Annotated in this window: 23 protein-coding genes; 5 read left to right on the plus strand and 18 right to left on the minus strand. The window is 63.7% G+C overall.

All coding sequences use genetic code 11. From position 1 onward, the window contains the following. Nucleotides 1-48 precede the first annotated feature (48 nt). Nucleotides 49-627, plus strand: coding sequence for a DNA-binding protein (locus tag CDV46_RS14670; protein ID WP_254916060.1), 579 nt, complete (start codon nt 49-51; stop codon nt 625-627). Here the strand turns inward: CDV46_RS14670 and CDV46_RS14675 are convergent. From CDV46_RS14675 to CDV46_RS27150, 6 genes are all read right to left on the minus strand, one after another. Beyond that, nucleotides 611-1966 carry a ShlB/FhaC/HecB family hemolysin secretion/activation protein gene (locus tag CDV46_RS14675; protein WP_087723239.1) on the minus strand — a complete coding sequence of 452 codons (1356 nt, stop codon included), beginning with the start codon at nt 1964-1966 and terminating at the stop codon, nt 611-613. The genes CDV46_RS14670 and CDV46_RS14675 overlap by 17 nt on opposite strands. Before the next feature lie 440 nt (nt 1967-2406). Next, nucleotides 2407-4032: a bifunctional aspartate transaminase/aspartate 4-decarboxylase gene (locus CDV46_RS14680; protein ID WP_058379649.1), complete on the minus strand. Its 1626-nt coding sequence runs from the start codon at nt 4030-4032 to the stop codon at nt 2407-2409. A 112-nt stretch (nt 4033-4144) separates the two neighbouring features. Further along, on the minus strand, nt 4145-5830 hold the full coding sequence (gene aspT, locus CDV46_RS14685) for an aspartate-alanine antiporter (protein ID WP_087688436.1): 1686 nt from the start codon (nt 5828-5830) through the stop codon (nt 4145-4147). A gap of 27 nt (nt 5831-5857) precedes the next feature. Beyond that, the gene (locus tag CDV46_RS27620; RefSeq protein WP_369597110.1) at nt 5858-6721 is read right to left on the minus strand and encodes a hypothetical protein; all 864 of its coding nucleotides are present in this window, start codon (nt 6719-6721) and stop codon (nt 5858-5860) included. A gap of 95 nt (nt 6722-6816) precedes the next feature. Beyond that, nucleotides 6817-7545: a hypothetical protein gene (locus tag CDV46_RS27625; RefSeq protein ID WP_369597109.1), complete on the minus strand. Its 729-nt coding sequence runs from the start codon at nt 7543-7545 to the stop codon at nt 6817-6819. Nucleotides 7546-8390: 845 nt separating this feature from the next. Further along, nucleotides 8391-8714, minus strand: coding sequence for a YXWGXW repeat-containing protein (locus CDV46_RS27150; protein WP_087688438.1), 324 nt, complete (start codon nt 8712-8714; stop codon nt 8391-8393). A 232-nt stretch (nt 8715-8946) separates the two neighbouring features. On the opposite strand from CDV46_RS27150, the gene CDV46_RS14700 reads away from it, so the two are divergent. Further along, nucleotides 8947-10287 (plus strand): MATE family efflux transporter, encoded by a 1341-nt coding sequence (locus CDV46_RS14700; protein WP_087723315.1) that lies wholly within the window; start codon nt 8947-8949, stop codon nt 10285-10287. Here CDV46_RS14700 and hisN read toward each other — a convergent pair. Then, nucleotides 10275-11081, minus strand: a complete 807-nt coding sequence (gene hisN, locus CDV46_RS14705) for a histidinol-phosphatase (RefSeq protein WP_087688439.1) — start codon at nt 11079-11081, stop codon at nt 10275-10277. The two genes, CDV46_RS14700 and hisN, sit on opposite strands and share 13 nt — an antisense overlap. A 269-nt stretch (nt 11082-11350) precedes the next feature. Here hisN and rarD point away from each other — a divergent pair, with 269 nt between their 5' ends. From rarD to CDV46_RS14720, 3 genes are all read left to right on the plus strand, one after another. Beyond that, on the plus strand, nt 11351-12271 hold the full coding sequence (rarD, locus tag CDV46_RS14710; protein ID WP_087723241.1) for an EamA family transporter RarD: 921 nt from the start codon (nt 11351-11353) through the stop codon (nt 12269-12271). A gap of 95 nt (nt 12272-12366) precedes the next feature. After that, nucleotides 12367-12648, plus strand: a complete 282-nt coding sequence (locus CDV46_RS14715) for a hypothetical protein (protein ID WP_141118732.1) — start codon at nt 12367-12369, stop codon at nt 12646-12648. A 197-nt stretch (nt 12649-12845) separates the two neighbouring features. Further along, complete coding sequence (locus tag CDV46_RS14720; RefSeq protein ID WP_058379657.1) at nt 12846-13307, plus strand: universal stress protein; 462 nt, start codon at nt 12846-12848, stop codon at nt 13305-13307. A 114-nt stretch (nt 13308-13421) separates the two neighbouring features. Here the strand turns inward: CDV46_RS14720 and CDV46_RS14725 are convergent, their stop codons facing one another. The 11 genes from CDV46_RS14725 to gsiB all read right to left on the minus strand — a co-directional run bounded on the left by CDV46_RS14725 (nt 13422) and on the right by gsiB (nt 25649). Then, nucleotides 13422-14330 (minus strand): carbohydrate ABC transporter permease, encoded by a 909-nt coding sequence (locus CDV46_RS14725; protein WP_254916061.1) that lies wholly within the window; start codon nt 14328-14330, stop codon nt 13422-13424. After that, on the minus strand, nt 14327-15202 hold the full coding sequence (locus tag CDV46_RS14730) for a carbohydrate ABC transporter permease (protein ID WP_087688441.1): 876 nt from the start codon (nt 15200-15202) through the stop codon (nt 14327-14329). The genes CDV46_RS14725 and CDV46_RS14730 overlap by 4 nt, the downstream gene beginning before the upstream one ends. Nucleotides 15203-15290: 88 nt before the next feature. Then, entirely contained in the window at nt 15291-16595 is a 1305-nt protein-coding gene (locus CDV46_RS14735; RefSeq protein ID WP_087723243.1) for an ABC transporter substrate-binding protein, read from the minus strand. Between the two features lie 92 nt (nt 16596-16687). After that, nucleotides 16688-17902 (minus strand): ABC transporter ATP-binding protein, encoded by a 1215-nt coding sequence (locus CDV46_RS14740; protein WP_087723246.1) that lies wholly within the window; start codon nt 17900-17902, stop codon nt 16688-16690. Between the two features lie 136 nt (nt 17903-18038). Then, entirely contained in the window at nt 18039-18908 is an 870-nt protein-coding gene (locus CDV46_RS14745; RefSeq protein WP_087688444.1) for an alpha/beta hydrolase, read from the minus strand. 2 nt (nt 18909-18910) lie between these two features. Beyond that, nucleotides 18911-19792 carry a DUF4118 domain-containing protein gene (locus CDV46_RS14750; RefSeq protein WP_084656314.1) on the minus strand — a complete coding sequence of 294 codons (882 nt, stop codon included), beginning with the start codon at nt 19790-19792 and terminating at the stop codon, nt 18911-18913. Between the two features lie 271 nt (nt 19793-20063). Next, nucleotides 20064-20882, minus strand: a complete 819-nt coding sequence (locus CDV46_RS14755; RefSeq protein WP_058379663.1) for a M55 family metallopeptidase — start codon at nt 20880-20882, stop codon at nt 20064-20066. A 91-nt stretch (nt 20883-20973) separates the two neighbouring features. Beyond that, entirely contained in the window at nt 20974-22095 is a 1122-nt protein-coding gene (locus tag CDV46_RS14760; RefSeq protein WP_254916062.1) for a DmpA family aminopeptidase, read from the minus strand. A gap of 19 nt (nt 22096-22114) precedes the next feature. Next, entirely contained in the window at nt 22115-23020 is a 906-nt protein-coding gene (gene gsiD / locus CDV46_RS14765) for a glutathione ABC transporter permease GsiD (RefSeq protein WP_058379665.1), read from the minus strand. Nucleotides 23021-23030: 10 nt separating this feature from the next. Further along, the gene (gene gsiC / locus CDV46_RS14770; RefSeq protein ID WP_058379666.1) at nt 23031-23951 is read right to left on the minus strand and encodes a glutathione ABC transporter permease GsiC; all 921 of its coding nucleotides are present in this window, start codon (nt 23949-23951) and stop codon (nt 23031-23033) included. A gap of 138 nt (nt 23952-24089) precedes the next feature. Further along, nucleotides 24090-25649: a glutathione ABC transporter substrate-binding protein GsiB gene (gene gsiB / locus CDV46_RS14775; protein WP_087723248.1), complete on the minus strand. Its 1560-nt coding sequence runs from the start codon at nt 25647-25649 to the stop codon at nt 24090-24092. Between the last annotated feature and the right edge of the window lie 91 nt (nt 25650-25740).

Raw genomic sequence — 25740 nt, forward strand, 5'->3', positions numbered from 1 at the left:
TGCCGCGAATTCGTTTATGATCGGCAGCGCTCAAATCCCGCTTCCCATATGACGGCGACTCCCCTCCCCCAACGTTCCAAAACCATCGGCGTGATGGGTTCCGGCAAGCAGCCGTGGGCCGAACTCGCTGCCCCGCTCGGTCACGCGCTCGCTGCGGCCGGATACCACTTGCTCACGGGCGGTGGACAAGGCGTGATGTGCAGCGTGAGCGAAGCGTTCTGCGCTGTGCCCGGGCGCGTGGGGCGCAGCATCGGCGTGGTGCCCACAGAAGCGGTGGAAAGTGAATTGGGTGAAAGCGGCACAGCCGATGTAGGAAAAGGCTACCGTCCCCTGCCCGGTTATCCGAACCCGTTCGTGGAAATCACCATCGTGAGTCCGCTGCCGCGTCACCTGCCCGATGCGCCGCCGGGTACGCTCTCGCGCAACTCCATCAACGTGCTGTCGAGCGATGTCATCGTCGCGCTGCCGGGCAGTCATGGCACGCGCGACGAAGTCAGGCTTGCCGTGCGTTACGGCAAGCCTGTGATTCTCTTCGGGGAAAGCGAGCATTTTGCAGACCTGCCGGCCTCGCTCGCTCGCACCACGTCGCTCGACGCGGTGCTGGCGTTCATCAGAACGGCACCGTGAGCTTCGCGTCGATCGACTGGAAGCGGTAGGACCAGCCCGGCGTGCCACCGGTGGATGGCATCCACGGCGCATTGAGCCGTTGCATGACCGACAGATCCAGCTTTGACGTGCCGAGATAGTGGGTGTGATTCAGCCCCACCTCGGCGTAACTGTCATAGGTATGGAGGGCGTTCGGATCTTCGGTACGGCTGCGGTTGTAGCGCAACTCGATCCCGGTCGAACCATTCGACGTGACATCGAACGCACGGCGCACGCGCCATTGCAGCGTCTGCGTCTGCGTGGTGCCGGTGGCGATCTGGTCGGTGGCTGCATTGGTCTTGCCCGTCAGCCCGACGGTCCAGTCCGCATCGATCGGCACGGAGTAGTTGGCCGTGAGGTCGCGATTGGTCGCATCGCGGCGCGCGTTCTGCAAGTCCTGACTCACCGTCGTGTTGAACTTGCCGTACATGCCGAGCGGGTTGTTCATCAACAGATTGGCCGTGCCCTGCATCTTGCCGGTGGTCGTCATGCCGCTGTTGTTCATGCCCAGATTGAACTGATACGGCTGCTCGTTGAGCACCTGCAAGCCCACCGCCCCTTCACCCGGCGTCTTGCTGCGCGAGGCGATGAGCGGCAGGTTGTCGTTACGCACCACCAACCCATGGCGCATCAGCATGCGGATATTGCGATCGGCGTAGCTCTCGCGGCGAGGCTGCCCGCGCAGGCACGAGGCTCGCGCAAGGAATCCGTTGGGCGGCGCGACGTCCGGCGCAGGAGGGGGTGCCGCCGGCTCAGGTGCCACTTCACCCGGCGCGAGCAGCGCCTTGGCAGAAATCGCCGTACCGTCGGCGCTCAATTCCGGCGCGACGGCAAAATCGGCTGCGGGCAATGGTGGCGATGGCGGTGGCGGCGGCGGTACGTCAGCCTGTGCAGCGGCTTCACTCGCCACGCCGTCGGCGCTGGTCGAGGCGATGTCAGCGCCAGCGGCACTGGCAACGCCCTCACCCACAGCAGGCCCTGCCGCCTCAGCGGCTTGCGCGGCTGACGCGGCGCGCTGTGCCGCTTCACGATCGACGGTGGCGGCAACGGCATTCGGATCGTCGCCGGCAAACAGGGCAATGGGATCGGATGAGACGCCCGGGTCCTGCGCAGCAGGCGCCGGTGCAGGCTCGGGGGGCGGCACGAAATACTGAGGCGACAGGCCGCGATCCCACAACCCGTAGGACAAGGCATTCTGCTCAGTGAAACACGGTGGATTGGGATCCGAGAACAATGACTGTGCGTGAGCGCCCGACGACGTGACGGCGTTGAGACACGCGACCATCGTCAAGCCACTGCGCACGACCGACTTTACCGACATTCGACACCCGAAGACCCACCCCCGCGCGCGTCGTTTCGCGAGCTTCGTGCGCCGCTGACGACATCGGGGGGTGTTTAGCGACAAGCGACCATTTTACGTCGATCGCATGACACGCTGCCAGTCACTTTCCTTGGGAACTCTTTCACGGGTTTGACGCTCATAACGCGTGACTTCCCCTGTAGTGACTTCTGCCCGCCTCGTGCGGGCATTTTTATTGGCGCGACGAAATGTCGCAAAACGGTGTTACGGGCCGCCCCAACCCTGCCGCCGTGGCACACATCGGGGAGATGGCCCACGGATTTCACATCGTAAAAAAGCCCGGGAAGGTGGTTCCCGGGCAATGGTCGATCGCCATGGAGGGGCGATCGAGGGGGGGCCTGCCGGCACCGCACGCGAAACGTGCGGCACCGTGGTCAAAGTTTGTTACCCGAAGGCGTGGCTCACTTCTTCTTGCCACCCTTGCCGGCGCCACCGGAGCCGCCTGCCAGATACCGCTCGTTGTACTCGTCCATGAGCTTGCGCACCGTCGCACCGATCTGGATGTAATCCGGCTCGTTCAGGTTGGCGAGCGACACGCGGCCCGACGGGTGGAGCGTACCGAAGCCGCGGCCCGGCAGCAGCACCACGCCGCTTTCCTTGGCCAGACGGAACAGCACTTCCGACGGATCGATGTTCTTCATGAACCAGTCGACGAAGCCCTTGCCGTAGATCTTCGTGCCCGAGACTTCCAGGTCGAGGATGTTGTAGTAGTCGACGGTGTTCGGACCGGTTTCCTCGGTGATACCGGCGGCGCGGTACATCACGGCCTTGCGGCGGCGGATGATGCGCTTCACGGCGTGCTTGTAGGCGTCCGGCTCGTCCATCAGGCAGAACAGCGAGAAGAGCGCCATCTGCACCTGTTGCGGCGTCGACAGACCGGCAGTGTGGTTCAGCGCCACGGCGCGGCTGTCGGCCACCAGGCGGTCGATGAACTTGAGCTTCTCGGGTTCGGTCGTGATCGACGAGTAACGCGCATTCAGCCCTTCGCGTTGCGCCTTGGGCAGCTTGGCGATCTTGTCGTCGAACACGTTCTTCTCGTGCGTGGCGATCGCGCCCAGACGCCAGCCCGTGGCACCGAAGTACTTCGAGTACGAGTACACGAGAATCGTGTTGTACGGCGCGATGGCGAACAGCGAGCGGAAGTCGTCGGCAAACGTGCCGTACACGTCATCGGTGAGGATGATCAGGTCCGGGCGCTTCTTGACGATGGCGGCCAGGTGATCGAGCGAGGCGTCGTCGAGCTTGACCGACGGCGGGTTGCTCGGGTTCACGAGGAAGAACGCCTTGATCTTCGGGTCGAGCAGCTTGTCGAGTTCCTTCTTCGAATACTGCCAGCCCAGTTCCGGGTCGGCGTTCAGGTTCACTTCGTGAAGCTGATAGTCGGCCAGTTCCGGAATTTCGATATACGGCGTGAAAATCGGCATGCCGAGCGCGATCGTGTCGCCGGCTTGCAGCAGATGGTTGGTCTTGAGCGTGTTGAACAGATACGTCATGGCCGCCGTACCGCCTTCGACCGCAAACAGGTCGAAGTTGCCGGTGAACGGATGCTTGCCGACCATCTCGCGGCGCAGGTACTTTGCCGAAATCTTCTCGGTGTTCTTGAGCATGCGATCCGGCACCGGGTAGTTACAGCCCAGAATGCCGTGCACCATTTCCGTGAGGAAATCCTCCACGTTCAGGCCCATCTGATCGCGGATATACGAGATGGCCTTCTCGAGGAATTTCACCCCTTCGGCTTGGTGATTTTCACGCGCAAAATCCTGCCAGCGTGCTTCGACGCCCTTGCCCGGGGGAATACCACCGACGCCTTCGGGCATGTACGTGAACTGACGCGAGGCTTCCGACAGCGCGAACAGTCCCAACTGGAAGAAGCCGTGACGCGGTTCGAGCGCGAGAAAGTTCGGGTTACCGCGCCCGGCATTGAGCATCGAGCGCTGGGCGCCATTCTCTTGCGCGAGTTCGATCAGCGTGTCCTTGAATTCGAACGGGCTGAGTTTGGCGAGTGCGTCGAGTTCCTTCGATTTCATAGCGTTATCTCCATGAACAACCAATTGCGATCAGACATTGACTGGCAATGACAAACGATCGGGCAAAAACTTTCGCTGTCCCGGGCCCTCGGGGGAGGGGCCCGATACGGCATTAGGACAGCGACACCACAAGCGGTCCTAGCAACGTGAGCAACACGTTGGCAATGGCATAAGTAATGGCGAACGGCACCGTCGGCACGTTGCTCTCGGCCTTGTCGAGAATCTCGCCGAAGGCCGGGTTGGCACTGCGCGAGCCCGACAACGCGCCGGCCAGAATGGCCACGTTGTCGTAGCGCAGCACATAGCGCCCGAAGAGATACGTGAGTAGCAGCGGCACGATGGTGACGATCACCCCGGCGACGAAGATCGAGACCCCGCTTTGTTGCAGCGTCTGCCATGCCTGTGCACCGGCAGACAACCCCACGCAGGTCACGAAGGTCGCGAGCCCCAGCTCCTTGAGCAGTGAACTCGCCGCCAGCGGCATGGCGCCGAAAGTCGGGTGCTTGCCACGCAGCCAGCCGAACACCAGACCGGCCAGCAGCGCACCGCCACCGCTGCCGAGCGTGAGCGGAATACCGCCGACCTTCACCACGATGTAGCCGATCAGCAGACCGAACACGATGCCGATGCCCATGTAGACGTAGTCGGTCTTGACCGAGTACGCGACCGGGTAGCCGGCTTCCTTGGCGGCGCGTTGCACGTCGCTGTCGGCACCGTAGAGCGTGACCACGTCGCCGTGGTACGCGATGGTGTCGTCGAGCACCGGCACGGGTTGCCCCATCCGCGTGATCTTGGCGATGTACACGCCGTGCTTGGTATCGCGCTCGACACCGGCCTTGAGCTCGCCCAGCGTCTTGCCGTTGCCGCCCTTGCGGGCGAACACCACGTCCTGCAAGCGCAGCGGGATATCGAGGTCGCGTGACGGCGGCTGTTCGTCGCCGAGCAGGCGCCAGGCTTCGGTAGCGGCTTCGCGGCGGCCGATGAGCATCACGTCGTCGCCCGTTTCGAGCACCAGATCGTCGGTCGCGATGATGATCTTGCCGTTACGGCGCAAACGCTCGATGGTCACCCCATCGGAGAGTTGCTTCTCGATGTCGACCACGCGTTTGCCGGCACCGGTCGTCACGCGATAGACGCGGCCCACGAGCGCGGGCAGCGAATCGACCTGATCGGCATTGAGCACCTGCTGGCCGCCGGCCATCGCGAGCTCGGCCTTCTTGGCGTCTTCCTTGAGCGTGCGGCCCATGAGCTTGGGCACCAGCGAAGCGCACACAATGATCGCGCCGAGGCTGCCGAAGATGTAGGTCACCGCGTAGCCGATGGCCACTTCGGATTGCAGGCGTTTGACTTCGTCGACCGGCAGACCCAGACGCGAAATCGCATCGCCGGCCGTGCCGATGATCGCCGACTGCGTGAGACCGCCACCGGCCACACCTGCGGCAAGGCCCTTGTCGAAGCCGAAGATCTTGGCGCAGATCAGCACCGTGACCAGACCGGACGCCGCCAGAAAGATCGCCATCGCAATTTCACGCAAGGTCTTGCGCGAGAGCGAATTGAAGAACTGCGGGCCGCTTTCGTAGCCGACGGCGTAAATGAACAACGCGAACATGATGCTTTTCACGCCTGCGTCGACCGAGATACCGATCTGCGAGACGACGACGGCGACGAGCAGCGAACCGCCCACACCGCCTAGCTGGAAGGAGCCGAACTTGATCGCCCCGAGTGCGTACCCGAGGGCGAGCGATAGAAAGATCGCCACCTCGGGGACATGGTTAAGAATGCTATGCACAATATCCACGGCAGAACCTCCGTCAGGAATAGGGGGCTAATGCGAAAACTGATGAGCGACGAAGACGACCGCCGGGCCCATCAGCGGCAGCAACACGTTCGACAGGGCGTAGGTCACCGTGTACCCCACGACCGGCAACGCGCTGTCTGCCGTTTGAACCACTGCGCTGATCGCAGGCGTGCTGGCCTGCTGACCCGCGATGGCACCGATCAGGATCGGACCGTCGATGCGCAGCAACTTGTGGCCGACCCAAAGTGAAACGAGGGCCGGAATGAGCGACACACAAATACCCACGACCGGCAGTGCAAGCCCGTGTTCGCGAAGCAGCACGGCCGCCTGCGGCCCTGCGGAAAGCCCCACGCACACGACAAACACTGCCAGCCCCAGATCCTTGAGCAGCTCGTAAGCTGCCGGCGGGAACGTGCCCCACGTGGGCCGGCGCGAGAGCAGCCAACCGCTCGCCAACCCCGTGAGGAGCGCCCCGCCGCCACTGCCGAGCGTCATCGGCACACCGCCGATGCGTACCGACAGGTGACCGATGCAAAGACCGAGAATCAACGCCAGACCGACGAACACCAGACTCGTCTTGTTGCCGTGCGGCACTTCCTTGCCCAGCACGGCACCCGCGCGCTCGATGTCTTCCTGCAAGCCTTGCAACGTGATCACGTCGCCGCGTTGCAGCGTAATCTTGCCCAGCGACGGCAACTGCATGCCCATCCGCTTTACGGATTTCACGAACACGCCGTGCCGCACTTCGACCGGGGCTTCCCGGCGCAGATCGGCGACGGTGCGCCCTTCGGCTTCCTTGTTCGTCATCACGAAATCGCGCTCGACGAGCACGATCTCGTTCGTCTCGGTGCCCGCCACTTCCGGGCCGACGAGCGCATGCGCTTCGAGCATGGCGTCGCGGCGTCCGACCAGCAGCAACTCGTCACCGGACTCAAGCGTCAGGGCCTGTGCTACCGGCACGGCGGCCGTGGCGCGCCGCACGCGCTCTACGGCGACACGCCCTTCGAGCGCCGCTTCAAGCGCGGCAACGGTGAGACCCGGGTGCGCCACCCGATAGCTGCGGCCGACGATATCCGGGGCAGCAGGTGCACCGGCATCGGCACCGTTCTCGTCTTCCATCTCGCGGGCCAGACGTGCGCTGTCCTGCTTGAGATCGATGCCAAGCAAACGGGGGCCAGCAGATTGGTGAACAACACGATGGTGATGAGGCCGAACACGTAGGTCAGCGTGTAAGCGGTCACCACGTTGGCCTGCAAGGCCTTGAAGGCTTCCGGGTCGAGGCCGAGGCGGTTGAGCGCTTCGATGGCCGTACCGACCATGGCGGACTCGGTCGCCGCGCCAGCCGCCAGACCGCCGGCCGTACCCGGATCGAGTCCGAGGAACTTCACGGCGATCATCACGATGCCGAAGACGAACACGACTTCGATGATCGACAACACGCCAAAGCGCAGGCCACGCAGATTCAGGTTTTCGACGAACTGCGGCCCTGCGGAGAAGCCCATCGCAAAGATGAACAGCGCGAACGCAAAGTCCTTGAGCGAGCCCTCGACCATGCAGCCGGTCTGCCCGATCAGCAGCGCGACGAGCAGCGCACCGCACACGCCACCGAGTTGAATCGGTCCGAGTTTGATGCGGCCAAGCAATTGGCCCAGTACAACGCATACGAATACCGTGATCAACGGCACAGCATCAAACAGCGGGACAGAACACTGCATAAATGCTCCAGCGACTTGTCACGCTAAGGTGACGGGGCCGCGCCAATCAAGCGACGGCGCGTGAGTTACGCATGCAAAAGGCAACAGTCAGCCCTACCCGGATGACAGGTACAGGGCAATTCGATCGGAAAGACCAGCTTTACGTTATGCGCCTGGACGTGACGCCGCCAGGCGTTGATGTGGGGGCAGGGAAAAGCAAAGTAACCAGAGCGGCACTCAGGCCGAAGCGTACGGTGTTCATAGCGGATCCCAAAACGTTGAGACAACCCGATAATCGATGACGCCCGCCTCCTCCCTCAGAAGCTCCAGGCGCTACACCATAAGCCGCATGACACGTGTTCCTAACGCTCGAAAACGGTTTGGTTATTCCCAAAAATCGTTTGGAGAGTTATTTAAATTACGCTATCTGCGACTGTTCCGCATTTCGTGGTGACGCGGTGTCGGCATAGTGTTGTTCAACGTTCCGGGCGTGTCAATATGTTTTGCGTAGCGGCTCAAGCTTGTGCCCGTCAAGTCTGCATGCAAATAGATACATAGCATTCCTGATTATTTTTTATAAATCCTTGGCAGTCCGTTGTCCAATCAAGCTTGAGGCGATTCGGTGAGATGGCGTGGCCGTAGCGCCCGCATCAATATGACATTTGCAATCGCAAATATTCGAAGGAAAAGATGAAAAACTTTCAAGTGCTGCGGCATGATGCCGCAACACGACTGCCAGTCGTTTTTGAGTGACGAATCACCCATCGTTCAACGCATCGCTTAGCTGATTTTTGATAGCCAATCAGTTTTGATAGCTGATGCATTTAACAGCCGATGCGCGCACGCCCCATCCGAATATCGGCCGTTTATTTGGGTGCACGAATCTCGTGAATGGTGCCGGGTCCCCAACTCGTGGGTGCCCATTTACCGTCGCGCAGCGTCCATTCGTGCGACGCCGTTTCCTCCCAGTGCGGGGGTGTGTAACGCATGCCCGGGCGCTTGGTTTCCATGTGACCGTCGATCCAGTCATAGCGTCCGGCAGTCCACTGCCAATACCCCGGCACCCAGAACTGTTTGCCCGTCGCGGCCGGCGGGTTCTCGACACGCGGCGGCGGCGGTCCGCGATCGACCGTGACGTCGGCCAGCACCGGCAGACTTGCCAGACACAGTGCGGCGGCGAGCGTTGCCATGCAGGCACGCACCAAGCTTGAGCGAGTGGAAGGAGGCAGGGAGGAGGAGGACGAGAACGAGAACGGCATGCGCAGTCGGTGAATCACGGAAAAGTGGGCGGGCGTGGGCGAGGGGTCATTGTACCGTCCGCGTTCAACGTAGCGTCCAACGTATAATCGGCGCCATCTTAAATTCGCCGCCCCGTGCGGATGACGACGGCACCGCCATGAACGGTTGCCGCATATCTTCGACATGAACCCTGCCCCTGCGAGCGTCGGTCACCGGCAACTCCTTCGTTTGGCCGTGCCCATTGTGCTCGCCAACCTCACTCAGCCCCTGCTCTCGGCCGTGGACACGGCGGTCGCCGGCCATCTGCCGGGCCCCGCGTATCTGGGCGGTGTCGCCCTCGGGGCACTGCTGCTCAATCTGATCTTCTGGGGCTTCTCGTTCCTGCGCATGGGCACCACCGGCCTCGCAGCGCAGGCATTCGGGTCGCGTGACGCCGTCGCATTGCGCGACACCCTGTGCCGCGCGCTGGCGCTCGCCTTCTCGATCGGCGCCGTTCTGTTGTTGTTTCGTGAGCCGCTGGTATCGCTCGGGGTCTCGTGGCTGGGCGGCAGTGCGCAGGTGCAGACGCTCGGGCGCGAATACGCGGGCATTCGCATCCTCGCTGCGCCGCTGGCGCTCGGCAATTACGTCGTGCTCGGCTACCTGTTGGCCTGCCAGCGCGTACGGCAAGGACTGATGGTGCAGGTGTTCATCAATGTGGTGAACATCGTGGCGGTGATCGTCTTCGTGCGCGCGCTCGACTGGGGCGTGGCAGGGATCGCCATCGCTACGGCGCTGGCCGACGTGCTGGGCTTTGCGCTCGGCGCATGGCTGCTGTGGCTGGCCCGCACGCCGGGCCTGCCGCCACTGCGACTAGCCGCGCTGGTCGAGCGCAGCGCGCTGTGGCGGCTGCTGCGGCTCAATCTCGATATCTTCCTGCGCACGCTGTTCTTGCAACTCGCGTTCGCGTGGTTTGCCCGTGTCGGTGCCCGCCTTGGCGATACGACGCTGGCCGCCAACGCGCTGCTGCTCAACTTTCAGACGTTCATGGCCTATGGTCTCGACGGCTTTGCCCATGCGGCCGAAGCGCTGGTCGGCGCCTATGTCGGCGCACGCCAGCGCGAGGCCCTGCTCCATGCCATTCGCTTGTCGCTCGGATGGGCGCTCGGCTGCGCCGTGGCATTCGCACTGGTCTACGCCGTGGCCGGCGGCGCGATCATCGACACCCTGACCGATCAACCGGTGCTGCGCGCCGCCGCGCGCGAGTTCCTGCCGTGGGCGGTGATCTCGCCGATCGTTGCCGTGTGGTGTTTTCAGTTGGACGGCGTATTCATCGGCGCGACGCGCACGCGCGAGTTGCTCAGTTCGTCGCTGATCGGACTCGTGGTGTTTGGCGCCGTGATGCCGTTCACGCTCGACGCGTGGGGCAATCACGGGCTCTGGCTGGCACTGATGTCATTTCTCGCCACGCGCGGTGTCGTGCTTGGCGTGCTGCTGCCGCGCATCTGGCGCGGCATGCCGTCAGCCGGGCTTCAGCGGCCCTGAATGCAGGCCAATGCGGCGGCGTGCAGTTCGGCGTTGGCGGCAGCCAGTACCCGGCCTTGTGAGGCCAGCGTGAGCGGCTGCCCGTCCCAGTCGGTAATCACACCGCCCGCGGCTTCGATCACCGGCGCGACCGCCAGATAGTCGTACGTCTGCAAGCCGGCTTCCATCACCAGTTCGATATGCCCGCTGGCCAGCAGGCCATAGGCGTAGCAATCGCCGCCGAAGCGACGGCGGCTCACCGCTTTCGTCAGGCGTTCGAATTGGGCGTACTCGGCGGCATCGAAGATGTCGGGCGACGTGGCATACACCGTCGCTTCGGCCAGCGATGTCACCGGACTCGTCGCACAACGCTCGCCGTCGAAGCGCGCTTCGCGCACCCCGCTGGCGGCATCGTTCACGCCGACCCAGCGCTCGCCCGTGGCGGGCATGTCGATCACCCCGACCACCGGCTTGCCGTCATGCAGCAGGGCCAGCAAGGTGCCCCACAGCGGGTGGCCGGTGATGAAGCTGCGCGTGCCGTCGATAGGGTCGACCGACCAGACATATTCCGCATCGGGGTTGAGCTTGCCGAACTCCTCGCCCCAGATGCCGTGGGACGGATAACGCGCGGTGATCTGCTGGCGCAGCGCCGTCTCCACTTCGCGGTCGGCGATCGTCACCGGGCTTTCGTCCGCCTTGTCGTCCACCGCGAGACGGCGGCGAAACCAGCCGAGCGAAAGCGGCCGCACGGTGTCGGCCAGCGTGGCGGCAAAGGCGGCGTACTCGGCAACAGGGGTAACGGGGGCGGACGACATGCGTGGGTCTCCTTTGAACTTTGCAGCGCGGCGATGGGAATCAAGGCCTGCGAAAAATAAGGGGCATCGGCACAGCGCCGGGCGCTGGCCGATATTGTCGTCGAGTGCCTCCAGCGAGGCACATCAACGCCTCGCGATCATACAAGGTGCCGATGTCACGCGTCTGCATTACGCACCAATCCAGCGCAAAACGACACAAATTTGCTATGCTCGCGGCCTGACTGCCGGGCAAGCCCCGGCCTCCCCCCCCGCCTTCCCTCAGGATTCTCATGCTTTCCGGTCGCGGCGTGATGCTCTCCGTCTCGGCATCCGTCTTGTTTGCAGTGATGCCTGCGCTTGTCTCGCAGCTTGCCCCGTTATCGGGGCTGGACGTGTTCGCCTGGCGCATTCTGCTCACACTCCCCGGTGCGCTGGTCATCGTCACCGTGCTCCAGCGCTGGCCCGTGCTCAAGCACACGATCTCGCACGTACTGCACCGCCCCGCCGCCCTTGGCGCGCTGGTGTTGTGTGCCGTGTTGCTGGGCGTGCAACTCTGGCTGTTCGTCTGGGCGCCGTTGCAGCAACGCATGCTCGACGCGTCGCTCGGCTACTTTCTGCTGCCGCTCACGATGGTGCTGGCCGGACGCACGGTGTACAAGGAGCGCCTGAGCCCGCTGCAAACGCTTGCGGTGACCTTCGCGATCGTCGGTGTCGCCCACGAGTTGTGGGCCACGCGCGCGCTGTCGTGGGTGACCGCGCTCATCATGTTCGGCTATCCGCCGTACTTCATGCTGCGCCGCCAGTTGCGGCTCGACGCCCTATGCGGCTTTGTACTGGAAATGCTGCTGATGACCCCGGTGGCCGCCATTTTGCTCTGGCACGCATGGCCGCAGAACGCCATGGTGCTGGCCGAGCCGCGCTTCTGGCTATGGTTGCCCGCCCTCGGCCTGCTGAGCGCCAGTGCGCTGGCCGGCACCTTCGGTGCGGCACGGCTGCTGCCCATTGGGCTGTACGGCATTCTGGGCTACGTCGAGCCGGTGCTGCTCTTCGCGGTGTCGCTGTTTGTGCTGGGCGAACCGTTCACCGCGCAAGGCCTGTGGACCTATGTGCCGATCTGGATCGGCGTCGCGCTGGTCGTCTTCGACAGTGTGCGCACCTTGCGCCGCCAGCGGCTTGGCCGCCCTGCCCCAGCAGGCGTGCCCGAGGCCTGACGCGAATCAGCCTGAACCGCAACCTCGGGCGGGCTAGCCCGGGGGCGATGGCAAGCCTCGCAGTGGGCACTGATAAGGCGGCAGGCTATACTCGCGTGAGCCAGTCAGGTCAGACCAATACGATGAAAAAACTCGCCAAGATCGCCATGTTGTTGTCCTCGGGGATGCTGACACTTTCGCTCTCCGCCTGCGGGACTTCCGCGCCGCTATTCACGTCCGACGGCCGCCCCACGCAGCAGATTCAATGCTCCGCCGCGTCGAGTGGCGACTGCGATCAACGCGCCCGCACCCAATGCGCCGGCAAGAATTACGATGTGCTCACCCGCGATGTGAGCGGCAATGTCGCCAATCTGGTGATTGCCTGTCAGGCAAACTGATTTCCGCTTCAACACGGCATTCCCGGCCGGCCGCGCACCCTGACGTGCGCGCGCCGGCCGTTGGCATTACGATGCGTTATTGCGTGCCGTCAATTCCCCCGCATCCGGTTGCATGACTTTCGATGCGTGCGGTGCGAGAATAAAAACATCCCGGATTCCCAATCCGCCAGCTCACCAGCCCTCAAGAGGACGCCATCATGTATGACCGCATTCTGGTATCGATCGACGGTAGTACGCCTTCCAATCGCGCTATCGACGAGGCCGTGAAACTCGTTGCCCTGAGCCAGGGCAAGATTCGTCTGGTCTCGGTGGTGCCGTCGCTCGCCAATGCCTACGCTGCCGGCGCTTACAGCGGCTTTGTGCCGCTCGAGAGCCAGGAATCGTTCGAGAAGGAAACAAGCGAGATCCTCGCGACGGCGCAGGCCGACTTGAAAAAGCGCGGCGTGGACGTCGAAACGAAGCTGGTCACGCTCGACGCCGGTACCGACGAGATCGCCGATGCCGTGCTGCGCGAAGCGCAGGAATGGAGCGCCGACGTGATCGTGCTCGGCACGCACGGCCGCCGTGGTATCAACCGCCTGTTGCTGGGCAGCGTAGCAGAAACGCTGTTGCGCATCACGACCGTGCCGGTGCTGCTCGTCAAGGCCGCCGACAAGTAATCAGCGCCACGGCGGCTCCGGCAGCAAAGCCCGCCTGAAGCAAAACGGCACGCCCCTGCGGCGTGCCGTTTTGTTTTGTATCCTCATCAATCAGTGCATCAGCACATCAACGCATCACCGAATCCCCGCGCGCATGAACGACTGCACGAACTGACGCTGGAACAGCAGGAACGCGATAAACAGCGGCGCGGCAGTCATCAACGTGGCGGCCGTAATCAGCGACCAGTCGATGCCCTGATCGGTCGACGAGAAGATCTGCAAGCCCACCGTGAGCGGACGCGTCTCAACCGAGTTGGTCACGATCAGCGGCCACAGGAAGTTGTTCCAGTGATGGCTGATCGACACCAGCGCGTACGCCACATACACCGGTCGCGCCAGCGGCACGTATACGCGCCACAACACCTGCCACGCATTCGCCCCTTCCACGCGCGCCGCATCGTCGAGCTCCTTCGGCACCGTCTTGAACGCCTGCCGCAGCAGAAAGATGCCGAACGCCGAGGCAAAGTACGGCAGTGCGATGCCGAGAATCGAGTCGCGCAGCCCCATCCACGCGATCGTGCGGTAGTTCTCGACGATCAGCACGTCGGGCATCACCATCAGTTGCAGCAACACGATCATGAATGCGACTTCGCTGCCACGGAACGTGAAGCGCGCGAACGCGTAGGCCGCGAGCGTCGCGAGCACCAGCTGCGCCGCGAGAATCACCGTGACCAGCACGAAGGTATTGATCAGATACCGGCCAAACGGGGCCGCCTGCCACGCGTGCACGAAATTATCGAGCGTGAGCGGTGCGGAGAGCGAGAACCGCGTTGCGTAGGCCGACGGGTGAAACGCGCTCCACAGCGCATAGAGCAATGGCAGCAGCCAGAGCAAGCCAAGCAACCACGCGCCGGCGATGTCGACAAGGCGGGTGTCGCCGGTAGCGGAAAACGCGGGCAACGCCGCGCGCGGCTCTTTCCCGCCAGCGGCAGTCGCCGGATCGATCGGGCGGGAAGTCTGAAGCGGCTGTGCGGGTGTCGTCATTGGTAGTGCGTGCGCGAATCGAGCAGACGGAATTTCACGAAGGCAACCACGGCCAGCAGGGTGAGCAATACCACCGTGAGTGCCGCCGCGTACGACGTGTCCCAGAAGCTGAACGCCACCTGATAGATGTAGTACAGCAGCAGTTGCGTGGCGTTATCGGGCCCGCCACGCGTCATCACCACTACGTGATCGACCAGACGGAAGGCGTTGATCACCGCGTTGATCACCACGAACAGCGTCGTCGGCATGAGCAGCGGCCATTGCACCCGGCGGAAGAACTGCCAGCGCGACGCGCCTTCCAGTGCCGCGGCTTCCGCGAGCGTCGGCGAGATCTGTTGCAGCGCCGCCAGATAAAAAATCATGAAGAACCCGGCTTCTTTCCAGATCGTCACGATCATCAACGCAGGCAACGCCGTGCCCGGCTGCCCCAGCCAGTTGTAATCGCTGCCGCCAAACGCTTGCGAGATCTGCGCGATCAGGCCGTATTGCGGCGTATAGAAGAAGAGCCAGATGTTCGCCACCGCAATCATCGGCAAGATGGCTGGCGTGAAATACGCGAGACGCAGCAGCGCGCGCCCCGGCACCTGACGGTGCACCCAAAGCGCCATGGCAATCGAGATCGCCATCGCGAGCGGCACAGTAATCAGCGCAAACAGCACGTTGTTACGCAACGCTTGCCAGAACACCGGGTCGTCGAGCAACAACTGATAGTTCTCGGCCCCCACGTAGACCGAAGGCGCCCCCGCACGTGCTGTCGAAAAGAAGCTGTGCCACAAGGTGGCCACCGCCGGATAGTGCGTGAAGGCGACGAGCAGCACCAGCGCCGGTAACAGCAGCAGCCAGGGCACCCACGAGGAGGAAGAGCGGTTCATCGACAGTCCATCGATTCGGTACTCGGGACCGGACACCCCGGCACGTCGTGACATCGATGTGCCGGCATGTCGCGGTCCCGCATTTCAATTAGCGAGCGTAAGCACGCAGGATGCGATCCGATTCGCGTTGCGCATCGTCAAGCGCCTGCTTCGGCGACTTGGTGCCCGTCAACGCGGCTTGCAGCGCGTCGTTGAGCGCCTTGGTCACGCGCTGGTTGTCGTGCGTCGAGAACTCGGCGACGCTGCTGCCCAGTTGATCGCGCGCGACCGCCGCTGCCGGCACCTTCTGCACGTATTGCTTCATCGCCGGCGTCTCCCACGCGGCCGGCGTCACGGCCACGTAGCCCGTATCGATACCGAACTGCGCCGCACGCTCCGGCGTGGTAGCCCACTTGATGAAGGTCATCGCTGCCTGCTTCTCTTCCGGCGTGCTCTTCTTGAACACGTAGAAGTTGCCGCCGCCGGTCGGGCTGCCGCCGCGCACCTTCGCCGGCATCTTGCCCACGCCGAACGGGAACGTGGCGTTGGTGCGAATGTTGGTCAGGTTGCCCGTGGTCGTGTAGATGATCGCGGCCTTCTTCTCGAGGAAATCCTTCGGCGTGGTGCCCCACTCGATCGACCCCGTCGGCATGGCCTTGTACTTGGTCGCGAGATCCACCCAGTACTGGAGCGATTCGACCGCTTGCGGCGCATTCAGGAACGTCTTGGTACCCGACGCGTTCATCAGCTCGATACCGGCCGGCGTGGTGAACGCCTGGAACAGCCAGTAACCGAAGCCCGTCGACGGCACCTTGATCCCCCACTGCGTCACGTTGCCCGACGCATCGCGCTTGGTCAGCTTCTGCGCGTAGGCGGCAAGTTCTTCCCAGTTGGCCGGGGCACGATCCGGGTCGAGACCGGCTTCACGGAACAGGTCCTTGTTCCAGTACATCACGATGGTCGAACGCTGGAACGGCACGCCCCACGTGTGACCGTTGATGCGCGAGTTCATCATCAGCGCCGGGTAGAAGCCGTCGAGCCACTGCTTGTCGGCCAGCGTGCTGGCGATGCTGTCGATCGGCACCACGGCATCTTCGTCGATGAGCGTGAACACGTCAGCGGCGGCCAGGACGGCCAGTTGCGGCGGCGTGCCGGCCTTGGCGGCCGTCAGTGCCTTGACCACCGAATCCTGATAGGTCCCGGCGTAGACCGGCTTGAGCTTGATGTTCGGATGATCTTTTTCGAAGTCGGCCACCAGATCGTTGATGATCTTGGTCACCGGGCCGCCAACGGCCACCGGGTAGTAGAACGTCAGTTCGACCGGCTTTTGCTGCGCCATGGCCGAGGTCGTCAGGCCGCCCATTGCCAGTGCGGCAAGACTGGCCGCAAACGTTTTCAGAATCGTGCGTCGCATGTCGCTTGGTTCCCCATGAAAGCGTGGTGGTGTGACTCGTAGTTTTGTGGTGATCCGCCGAAGCCGTGCGCGTGGTGCGCCGGTCAGGCGTGTTATGCGGTGGTCGCGGTGGTCGCTGCCGTCGTGGCTTGCAGCGTGGCCGGCGGCACCATCGTCGCGAGTGACGCAGGCGCATCGGCCACGTCAGGCGCGTCGTCCCCGGCGGCGGCAGTGGCGGCAGTGGTGTGATGCCCCTGCCCTGCCGCCAGACTCGTGCGCAAGCCGGTGTCGACGTCGAACAAGTGCTGATCGGCCGCATCCCATTGCAGGCCGATGGCGTCGCCCGGTGCAAACGGACGATGCCCCGGCACGCGCGTGGCGATCTCACCCGCCGCGCCCAGCGTGCAGGCAACCAACGTGTCCGCGCCGAGATATTCGACCGCGCTCACGGTGGCAAGTACGGCACCCACGGACGTCGGCGGCACGGCGAAGACATGTTCCGGGCGCAGGCCCAGCAGCGCACGCTCCCGTGTGCCCGCCGAGGCGAGTGCCGGGCCGGTCTGGCCCGCCGGCACCAGCGCTTCGCCATGACGCACCAGTTGCAGCAACTGCATCGGCGGCGTGCCGATAAAGCTCGCAGCAAAGCGGGTTGCGGGGGCGGTGTAAAGGGATTGCGGTGCGCCGGCCTGTTCGATGCGGCCATCGCGCAGCAGCACGACCTGATCGGCCATGCTCATGGCTTCGGTCTGATCGTGGGTCACATAGACCAGCGTCATGCCGAGCTTTTGTTGAAGCGCACGAATCTCGCGACGCATCTCCTGACGCAGTTGCGCGTCGAGATTCGAGAGCGGTTCGTCCATCAGGCAGACCGAGGTCTCCGCAATCACAGCGCGGCCCAGTGCCACGCGTTGCTGCTGACCGCCGGAGAGTTGCGAAGGCTTGCGATCCAGATAGGGCGCGAGGCCCAGCAGGTCGGCCACGCGGGCCAGACGCTGCGGGTAGCCGCTAGACGGCTCTCCACGCACGCGCAAGCCGAACAGCAGGTTCTCGCGCACCGACAGATGCGGGAACAGCGCATACGACTGGAACACCATCGAGAGCTTGCGACGCGCGGGCGGAAGATGGGTCACGTCGGTGTCACCGAGCAGAATACGGCCGCTGCTTGGCGTCTCGAGGCCCGCGATCATGCGCAGCAGCGTCGATTTGCCGCAACCCGACGGGCCGAGCAGCACCACGAGCGAGCCAGCCTCAGCGGAAAAGCTCACCTCGTGAAGCGCGTGTGTATCGCCCCATTGCTTGCTGACGGAATCGATGGTGAGCGATGACATGGCCGGATATGCAGGAGCCCTGACGGGCGCCGGGATCGTAAAACCCCGACCATAACCGGCCATCGATGGCAGTTTGATGACATGTCACATCCCCGGTATTGCACGGGGTTGGGGCCGCTCCCCCTAACGTTGTGACTTACGCTGCCGCCTGACGGCGCTTGGCGCGCAGCAGCGCCTTGGAGATGATGCGCGTCTCGGTCGACGCCGCACCGGTGCGACGTGCCACGGCGTCGCGGAAAAAGCGGCGCGTCTCGTCGGCCACGGTCTCGCGCTCGTTGTCCATCGTCAGGATGTGATAGCTCTCACTGAGCAAGCACTTCTGCTTCACTTCCGACGACACACCGTCGTAGACGATGCGGGCATTGTGCGGGCTCGACGTGTCGTCGTCGACCGCGTGAATCACCAGACAGTCGGCCGTGACGCGATCCAACCGGCGACGCACATGCGCGGCCAATCGGCGCGCGTGATACAGATGCGCGAGCGGCAGCGACGCGGCACCGATTTCCGACGCGTCGTGCTGCGACATGGACTTGGCCACGCGCGCACGCAAGGCTTCGTTCTTCAGCCCGTACGGCGCCTTCTCGTGATACCGGTAGCGATGGCGGAACGGCGTGTGGAAGACCAGATCGATGAGCGGGTAGTACCAGGGAATGGTCCAGCCGTCGTACACCAGCGTGACCGCCAGCAATGAGAGCGCCGCCACGTCCTCTTCTTCCTGCGCGACGGCCAGACTCAGCGTGGCGCCGATGCACAGCCCGCAAAGCGACACGGTCTCATGCGTCTCGCGCAATTCGCGGTACTTGGCCCGCGCGGCAGCGATCCATGAACGCCAGTCGCTGCAAGGCGCGCCGAGGCCGTAGCCTTCGATATGCGGCACCGAGACGGTGTAGCCCTCACGATGCAGCGCACGTGCGACGGGACGCATTTCGAGCGGTGTGCTCGACAGTCCCGGCAGCAGCAGCACCGCGTGTTCGCCACCCTTGTAATAGATATCTTCTTGAAACATGCTCAAACTCCGCCCGAGACGACCGGCGCCTCTTTAACTTCGCGCGCATTCGCAGCGGGCGTGAGCGTATGCAACGGGGTGACCGGACGCACGGCCGGCCCCGAATGCAGACGCAAAATGACATACGTCCCCAGATGGGCCTGAAAGTATTGCAGTTCGCAGGCAAACATCTCATAGCCGCCGTCGCGGCTCAGCATGCGCAGGTTGTGGGCGCCGTGTTGCGGGCGCTGCGCATCGGGATTGAACAACCCGGCCAGACGCCGTGCGTCCTCCGGATGCAGCAAGGCACGCAGGCCGTCGCGCTTGACGACATCCGGCGCAACACCGGTCGCACGACGAAAATGCTCGTCGATGAACTCGTAGTGGGTGGTCGGGTTCGCCAGATAGAAGATCGTATCCAGATGCTTGGTCAGATACGTCATCAGCGCGTTGCTCAACTGCACCGAGTCGGACAGCACCATGCGCTCGTTCTCGGCGCGCAGCAGCATTTCGTAGCGCGTCTGGGCCACTTCGGCGATCAGTTCAGCCCGGTATTGCGCGCGGCGCAGGCGTTCGATGAGCACGACAGCGAGCGGCGTGATCGTCAGAAAGCCCGTGACGATCATCACGTCGCGACGGTCGAGCATCGCGATGTCGCGAAACGGTGGCACGAAGAAGAAATCGAAAATGGGGATGCTGATGACCATCGCCATCAGGGCCGGGCCGAGGCCCCAAATGAATTCGACGATGATAACGGCGCAAGCGAAGAAGATACCCGGCATCGAGTGATCAAGCACCGGATGCAAGAGGCTGCGAAAGAGAAACGCAGCAAATACCACCATCAATGCCCCGGCATAGCGCTTGGCGCCGGGCTCCGCCCAACGTCGGGCGTTTCTGATATCCATGATTCCCCGTCGGTCATGGCCGACGCTCAACAATCCACAGACATGACCGCAGCGGTCGCCTGTTACAAAATATTACGGATTATCGCACGGCACCCAAAACGCGTCGGCTGTCCCAAACCCTAACTCAGTCGCTTCTTAACAACAGCGCAGTGGATGCCCGGCTGGCATGGGTTTGCCGCGAGTTTCCCGGTTCAGCGTCTCGCCGTTGCCCTCATGGGAAAGACACTGGCGGCATTAGGGTCAGGGGCAGTCGAGAGGGGAAACCGGGCGATTACCGCAGCATCGACGACATCGCCGAGAGGCAGTTGAGCATGCGCACGGCGGCCTCGACCGTGGGTGCCGTGAACTGGAGTGTCACGCCATCGACACGTTCCAGCGTGGGCCACTGGCAGAACAGATCGGCCAGCGCCGTGGTTTGCGCTTGCACGCGCACCTCCACCGGCACCGCCACCTGATAGGGGTGCCATTTGCGCCGGTCGCTCAGCGACTCCCGGGCGGCCTCGCGAATCAACTCGCACGACTCGCGCGGGTTGAGCGTCATGCCGCTGCCCTGCCCCCATGCCGCCTTCGTCTGGACGAACCGCACATGCGGAAAGATCAGTTGCGTCTCGTCGCAGAACACGTCGTCGCCGCTGGCCATCACCACCGGCACGCCACGCTCGCCGGCCAGCGCACCGTACAGGCGCGCTTCGCTGGCTTCTTCACCCGCCAGCCAGACCCGTGCGAACGCAAAACTGTTGATCGTGTGCGCGAGAATCCCCGCGCTCTGGGCCTTGCCGTGATAGCCGACCATGAAAATGGCGTCGCAACCCGCTTCCACACCGGCCACCATGCCCAGATAGCGCGGCTTGCCGAGCACCAGACGGGCACGCGGGTCGAGCTCGTCGGGCAGCAGGTTCCGGAAACCGCCGTGCGAGTCGTTGACCATCACCTCGGTCGCGCCGCCCTCGAACGCCCCGAGGACAGCGGCGTTCGCCTCCTGCGTCATCCAGCGCCGGGCGCGTTCGTACTCGCCATTACCGGCGCGGGTCTGTTCGGGATGGAAGACGCCGGCGACGCCCTCGATGTCGGTGGAGATCAGGATTCGCATGATGTCAGCAATTCGTGGGGCCAAAGGTGGCCGCAATCGGGTGGAAGCGAGATTCCGGTTCACAACCGGGATCAGGCCAGAATCAATGGGTTCAAAGCGCAGCCCAGTCGGGCAGCACATCGGCGAGCGCACGGCGCACATGGCCATTGCGCCCGAGCACCGACTCGGCGGCAAAGAGCGCGTGCAGAATGGCCTGCTCGGTCGCGTCGGCCGTCGCCTGAAAAATGGGGTCGAGCAAGGGGTCGGGCACCAGCGCCGCAGGCGCAACCCGCCCTTGCGCGTCGTGCGCCGTCGTATAACCGGTGGTGAACGCCAGCGCAACATCGCCGCTGCCGTGTCCGTAGACCGAGCCCGTGCGGGCCAGCCCGGCGGCCGTGCGCGTGGCGACGCGGCGCAACTGGCGGGCGTCGAGCGGCGCATCGGTGGCCACCAGCATGATGATCGAGCCGCGCTCGGGTGCCGCGCTCTGCTCGGGTTGTGCCAGACGTTCGTCGAGTACGGCGCCGACGTGGCGCCCGGCAATGGTCAGTTGCGACGGGCGGCCGAAATTGGATAGCACCAGCACACCCACGGTAAAGGTCGCCCCCGCCGTTTCGACCACGCGCGACGACGAGCCGATGCCGCCCTTCAGACCGAAGCTCGACATCCCGCGCCCTGCCCCGACGGCGCCCTGTACAAAGTCGACCGAGGCGCTGGCCAGCGCCTGCGCGTAGTGGTCTTCGGTCACCGCGAACGCCTGCATATCATTCAGATAGCCGTCGTTGCATTCGAGCACGGTCGGGTTGAGCGACGGCGCACCGCGTCCGATCGTCGGGTTCGCCTCGATGGCAGCACGCAACTGCCCGAGGACGACATGGCTGACAGAGAACGTATTGGTCAGGGCGATGGGCGCTTCGATCACGCCGAGTTCGTCGATCTGCATCAGACCGACGCTCTTGCCGAAACCGTTGATGACGGCGGCGGCGGCGGGAATTCTGGCGCGGAACGGGTCCCACGCGGGCGGCGGTACCGTATCGTGAGCAGTTCCGGACAACCCTTCGGCCGGCGTCGGGCAGACCACCGTCACGCCCGTCTGGATCGCCCCCTCGGCGAGGGTGGCATGCCCGACGAATACGCCGGGCACATCGGTGATGGCATCGCGCGGGCCGGCCGGCAGAAGCCCGACGTGCGGCGCGCCGAAAGAGGTTTCGCGCAAGTCTGGCGTCTGCATCATGACAAGCCCTGTCAAATGCTCAGTGTCGGTCGAGCTTCGGATCGAGCGCGTCGCGCAGGCCGTCGCCGAGCAGGTTGAACGCGAGCACGGTCAGGAAGATGGCCAGGCTCGGGAAGATGGCGATATGCGGTGCGTTGACCATGTCGGCCCGCGCCTCGTTGAGCATGGCGCCCCACTCCGGCGTAGGCGGTTGTGCGCCCAGACCGAGGAACGACAGACTCGCGGCCGTGATGATCGACGTGCCGATACGCATCGAGAAGTACACCACAATCGACGATACCGTGCCCGGCAGGATGTGCCGCATGATGATCGTCCAGTCGGAAGCACCGATCGAGCGCGCCGCCTCGATGTACGTCATGTGCTTGAGCACGAGCGTGTTGCCGCGCACCAGCCGCGCAAACGCCGGGATCGAGAAGATCGCGACAGCCACGATCACGTTGACCATGCCGTTACCCAGCACGGCCACCACGCCGATGGCGAGCAAGATGCCCGGGAAGGCGAACAGCACGTCGGAAATACGCATGACGATGCGGTCCCACCAGCCTTCGTAATAGCCCGCGAGCAGGCCCAGCACCGTGCCGATGATCGCCCCGATGGCCACAGAGCCGAAGCCCGCCGCCAGCGAGATGCGCGTGCCCGCGAGCACCCGGCTGAAGATGTCGCGGCCGAGCGAGTCGACGCCGAACCAGTGTTTTGCCGACGGGCCGGCATTCAGCGCGTCGTAATCGAAGAAGTTCTCCGGATCGAACGGCACCAGATGTGGCGCCAGAATGGCGATGAGGACGAGCAGCAGCACGAAACCACCCGCGACGAGCGCGATGTGCTGCTTCTTGAACTTGCGCCAGAATTCGCGCCACGGGGTGCGCACGCGATTGGCATTGGCCGCAGCGGCCGGTGTTGCAGTCGTAGGTTGACCCGCGCTCATTATGCGTGCCTCACTTGTAGCGAATGGTCGGGTTGATGACGGCGTACAGCACGTCGACCACGAGGTTGATCAGAATGAACTCGAGCGAGAACAACAGCACCAGCGCTTGAATCACGGGGTAGTCGCGCATCTCGACCGAATCGACCAGCAGGCGTCCAAGACCCGGCCAGTTGAATACCACCTCGACGACAATCGAGCCGCCGAGCAGAAAACCGAACTGCAAACCCATCATCGTGATGACGGGAATCATGGCGTTGCGCAGCGCGTGCTTGAACACCACGCGCATTTCGTTCAGGCCCTTCGCACGTGCGGTGCGCACGAAGTCTTCGTGCAGCACTTCGACGAAAGCCGAGCGGGTGAAGCGTGCCATCACGGCGGCCACGGCCGCGCCCAGTGTGATCGAGGGCAGGATGTAGCTCTTCCACGAATCGGCGCCCATGGTGGGCAGCCAGCCGAGTTGCACCGAAAACACCTGCATGAGCAGCATGCCCATGGCGAACGCCGGGAACGAGATGCCCGAGACCGCCAGCGTCATGCCGAGCCGGTCGGGCCAGCGATTACGCCACACGGCCGAGGCCACCCCGATACCCATGCCGATCACCACCGACCAGATCATGCTGACCAGGGTGAGCCACAGCGTGGGCATGAAGCGGCTGCTGATTTCTTCCGAAACCGGCTGCTTGCTGCGCATCGACAGGCCGAAATCGCCGCGCACCGCGTGCGTGACGAAGTACGTGAACTGGGACAGCAGCGGCTTGTCGAGGCCGAGGTCCTGACGCACCAGCGCCACGGTCGCCTCGTCCGCCTGCGGGCCGGCCGCCAGACGCGCCGGGTCGCCCGGCAACATGTGCACGAACGCGAACACCAGCACCGCCACGATCAGTAGCGTGGGGATCAGGCCGAGCAGGCGTTTGAAAAAGTAATTGAGCATCGCAGTCTTGCCGAACGTCTTACCAAACCAGGTCTCTCTCGCGGCTATCGGTGGCGCTGTGCCTGCCGGGTTGCCGGTAAATCCGCGCCGCCACGGTGTATCGATGGCGGCGCGGGCACTTCAGACTCGCCGTCCTGCTTACTTCATCGAAATGTCGGTGAAGTTGAACGAGCCGTCAGGCATGGTGTACACGCCCGTCAGATTCTTGTTGCGTGCGTACAGCAGCTTTTCCGTCACGAGGAACGCCCACGGCGCATCGTTCCAGATCTTCTGTTGTGCGTCGGTGTAGAGCTTCGTCTTCTCGGCACGGTCGGTCGTGAGCAGCGCCTTGTTGATGTCGGCATCCACAGCGTCGTTCTTGTAGTACGCGGTGTTGAACAGCTTCGGCGGGAACGACTCCGAGCTCAGCAGCGGACGCAGCGCCCAGTCGGCTTCACCCGTCGACGACGACCAGCCCACGTAGTACATGCGCACCGGTGCCTTTTCGGCATCCGGGGCCGACTCGACCAGCTCGACACGCTGACCGGCTTCGAGGGCGCGCACTTGCGCCTTGATGCCGACTTGCGCCAGTTGCTGCTGCACGAACTGAATCACCTTCTGGGCCGTGGTGAACGTGTAGGCCGACCACAGCGTGGTCTCGAAACCGTTCGGGTAACCGGCTTCCTTGAGCAGTTCCTTCGCCTTGGCCGGGTTGTAAGGCCACGGGCCCGTCTTGGTCGCGAAGTCCACGCCCTGCGGCACCACACCCTCGGCCGGCGTCGCGTAGCCCGAGAAGGCCACCTTCACCAGTGCTTCCTTGTTGATGGCGTAGTTAATGGCCTGACGCACGCGCACGTCGTCGAACGGCTTCTGCTTCGTGTTGAAGCTCACGTAGCGCTGAATGATCGACGGGCCGGCGATCACGTCGACCCTGCCGCTGGCCTTCAGGCCGTCAGCTTGTTCGTACGGCACCGGGAAGGCGAAGCCGGCTTCGCCGGTCTGCATCACGGCAGCGCGCGTGTTGTTGTCGACCACCGGCTTGAAGGTGATCGTGTCGACCTTCGGGTAGCCCTTCTTCCAGTAGCCGTCAAACTTCTTCACCTTCACGTAGTCGGTACGGTTCCATTCGACGAATTCGAACGGGCCCGTGCCGACCGGGTGCGAGGCGATGTCCTTGCCGTACTTCTTGAGCGCTTCCGGCGAGATGATCACGGCCGACGGGTGCGCCAGCGTGTTGATGAACGGCGAGAACGGCTCTTTCAGCGTGAACTTCACCGTATGGGCATCGACCGCTTCCGTCTTGGCGATTTCCTTGTACAGGTTGTAGCGCTTGAGCTTGTTGTCCGGGTTCGTCACGCGGTCGAAGTTCGCCTTGACGGCGGCGGCATCGAAGTTCGTGCCGTCCTGGAACTTCACGCCCGACTTGAGCTTGATGGTGTAGACGAGGCCGTCCGGCGAGACCGTGTAGCTATCGGCCAGCACGTTGACGAGCTTCATGTCCTTGTCGAAGCCGAACATGCCTTCGTAGAACGACTTGGCGACGGCCTGCGACAGCGTGTCGTTGGCGTCGTAAGGATCCATCGTCGTGAAGGTCGACTGCACGGCCATCACGACATCCTTGGCGGCAAACGCCGGAGCTGCGCCGAGCACGGCGGACGCCACGGCGACGGACGCGAGCGCGGTTTTCCAGCGAGCGCCCAGCAAAGCGGTTTTCGACATCTGTCTTTCTCCTTCTGGTCTGACGGGGTCGCCGCGAGCGGAGTCTCTGGACTCCGGCCCTTGGCGGGCATTGTTATTACTGAAACAAAGT

The sequence above is a fragment of the Pandoraea sp. PE-S2T-3 genome, from assembly GCF_002179965.1.
In the GTDB taxonomy this organism is placed as follows: Bacteria; Pseudomonadota; Gammaproteobacteria; order Burkholderiales; family Burkholderiaceae; genus Pandoraea.

Coding starts and splice junctions, on each gene's coding strand:
- CDV46_RS14670 (WP_254916060.1), top strand. CDS start 49: ATGACGGCGACTCCCCTCCCCCAACGTTCCAAAACCATCGGCGTGATG.
- CDV46_RS14675 (WP_087723239.1), bottom strand. CDS start 1,966: ATGTCGGTAAAGTCGGTCGTGCGCAGTGGCTTGACGATGGTCGCGTGT.
- CDV46_RS14680 (WP_058379649.1), bottom strand. CDS start 4,032: ATGAAATCGAAGGAACTCGACGCACTCGCCAAACTCAGCCCGTTCGAA.
- CDV46_RS27620 (WP_369597110.1), bottom strand. CDS start 6,721: ATGCTCGAAGCGCATGCGCTCGTCGGCCCGGAAGTGGCGGGCACCGAG.
- CDV46_RS27625 (WP_369597109.1), bottom strand. CDS start 7,545: ATGCAGTGTTCTGTCCCGCTGTTTGATGCTGTGCCGTTGATCACGGTA.
- CDV46_RS27150 (WP_087688438.1), bottom strand. CDS start 8,714: ATGGCAACGCTCGCCGCCGCACTGTGTCTGGCAAGTCTGCCGGTGCTG.
- CDV46_RS14700 (WP_087723315.1), top strand. CDS start 8,947: ATGAACCCTGCCCCTGCGAGCGTCGGTCACCGGCAACTCCTTCGTTTG.
- hisN (WP_087688439.1), bottom strand. CDS start 11,081: ATGTCGTCCGCCCCCGTTACCCCTGTTGCCGAGTACGCCGCCTTTGCC.
- rarD (WP_087723241.1), top strand. CDS start 11,351: ATGCTTTCCGGTCGCGGCGTGATGCTCTCCGTCTCGGCATCCGTCTTG.
- CDV46_RS14720 (WP_058379657.1), top strand. CDS start 12,846: ATGTATGACCGCATTCTGGTATCGATCGACGGTAGTACGCCTTCCAAT.
- CDV46_RS14725 (WP_254916061.1), bottom strand. CDS start 14,330: ATGACGACACCCGCACAGCCGCTTCAGACTTCCCGCCCGATCGATCCG.
- CDV46_RS14730 (WP_087688441.1), bottom strand. CDS start 15,202: ATGAACCGCTCTTCCTCCTCGTGGGTGCCCTGGCTGCTGCTGTTACCG.
- CDV46_RS14735 (WP_087723243.1), bottom strand. CDS start 16,595: ATGCGACGCACGATTCTGAAAACGTTTGCGGCCAGTCTTGCCGCACTG.
- CDV46_RS14740 (WP_087723246.1), bottom strand. CDS start 17,902: ATGTCATCGCTCACCATCGATTCCGTCAGCAAGCAATGGGGCGATACA.
- CDV46_RS14745 (WP_087688444.1), bottom strand. CDS start 18,908: ATGTTTCAAGAAGATATCTATTACAAGGGTGGCGAACACGCGGTGCTG.
- CDV46_RS14750 (WP_084656314.1), bottom strand. CDS start 19,792: ATGGATATCAGAAACGCCCGACGTTGGGCGGAGCCCGGCGCCAAGCGC.
- CDV46_RS14755 (WP_058379663.1), bottom strand. CDS start 20,882: ATGCGAATCCTGATCTCCACCGACATCGAGGGCGTCGCCGGCGTCTTC.
- CDV46_RS14760 (WP_254916062.1), bottom strand. CDS start 22,095: ATGATGCAGACGCCAGACTTGCGCGAAACCTCTTTCGGCGCGCCGCAC.
- gsiD (WP_058379665.1), bottom strand. CDS start 23,020: ATGAGCGCGGGTCAACCTACGACTGCAACACCGGCCGCTGCGGCCAAT.
- gsiC (WP_058379666.1), bottom strand. CDS start 23,951: ATGCTCAATTACTTTTTCAAACGCCTGCTCGGCCTGATCCCCACGCTA.
- gsiB (WP_087723248.1), bottom strand. CDS start 25,649: ATGTCGAAAACCGCTTTGCTGGGCGCTCGCTGGAAAACCGCGCTCGCG.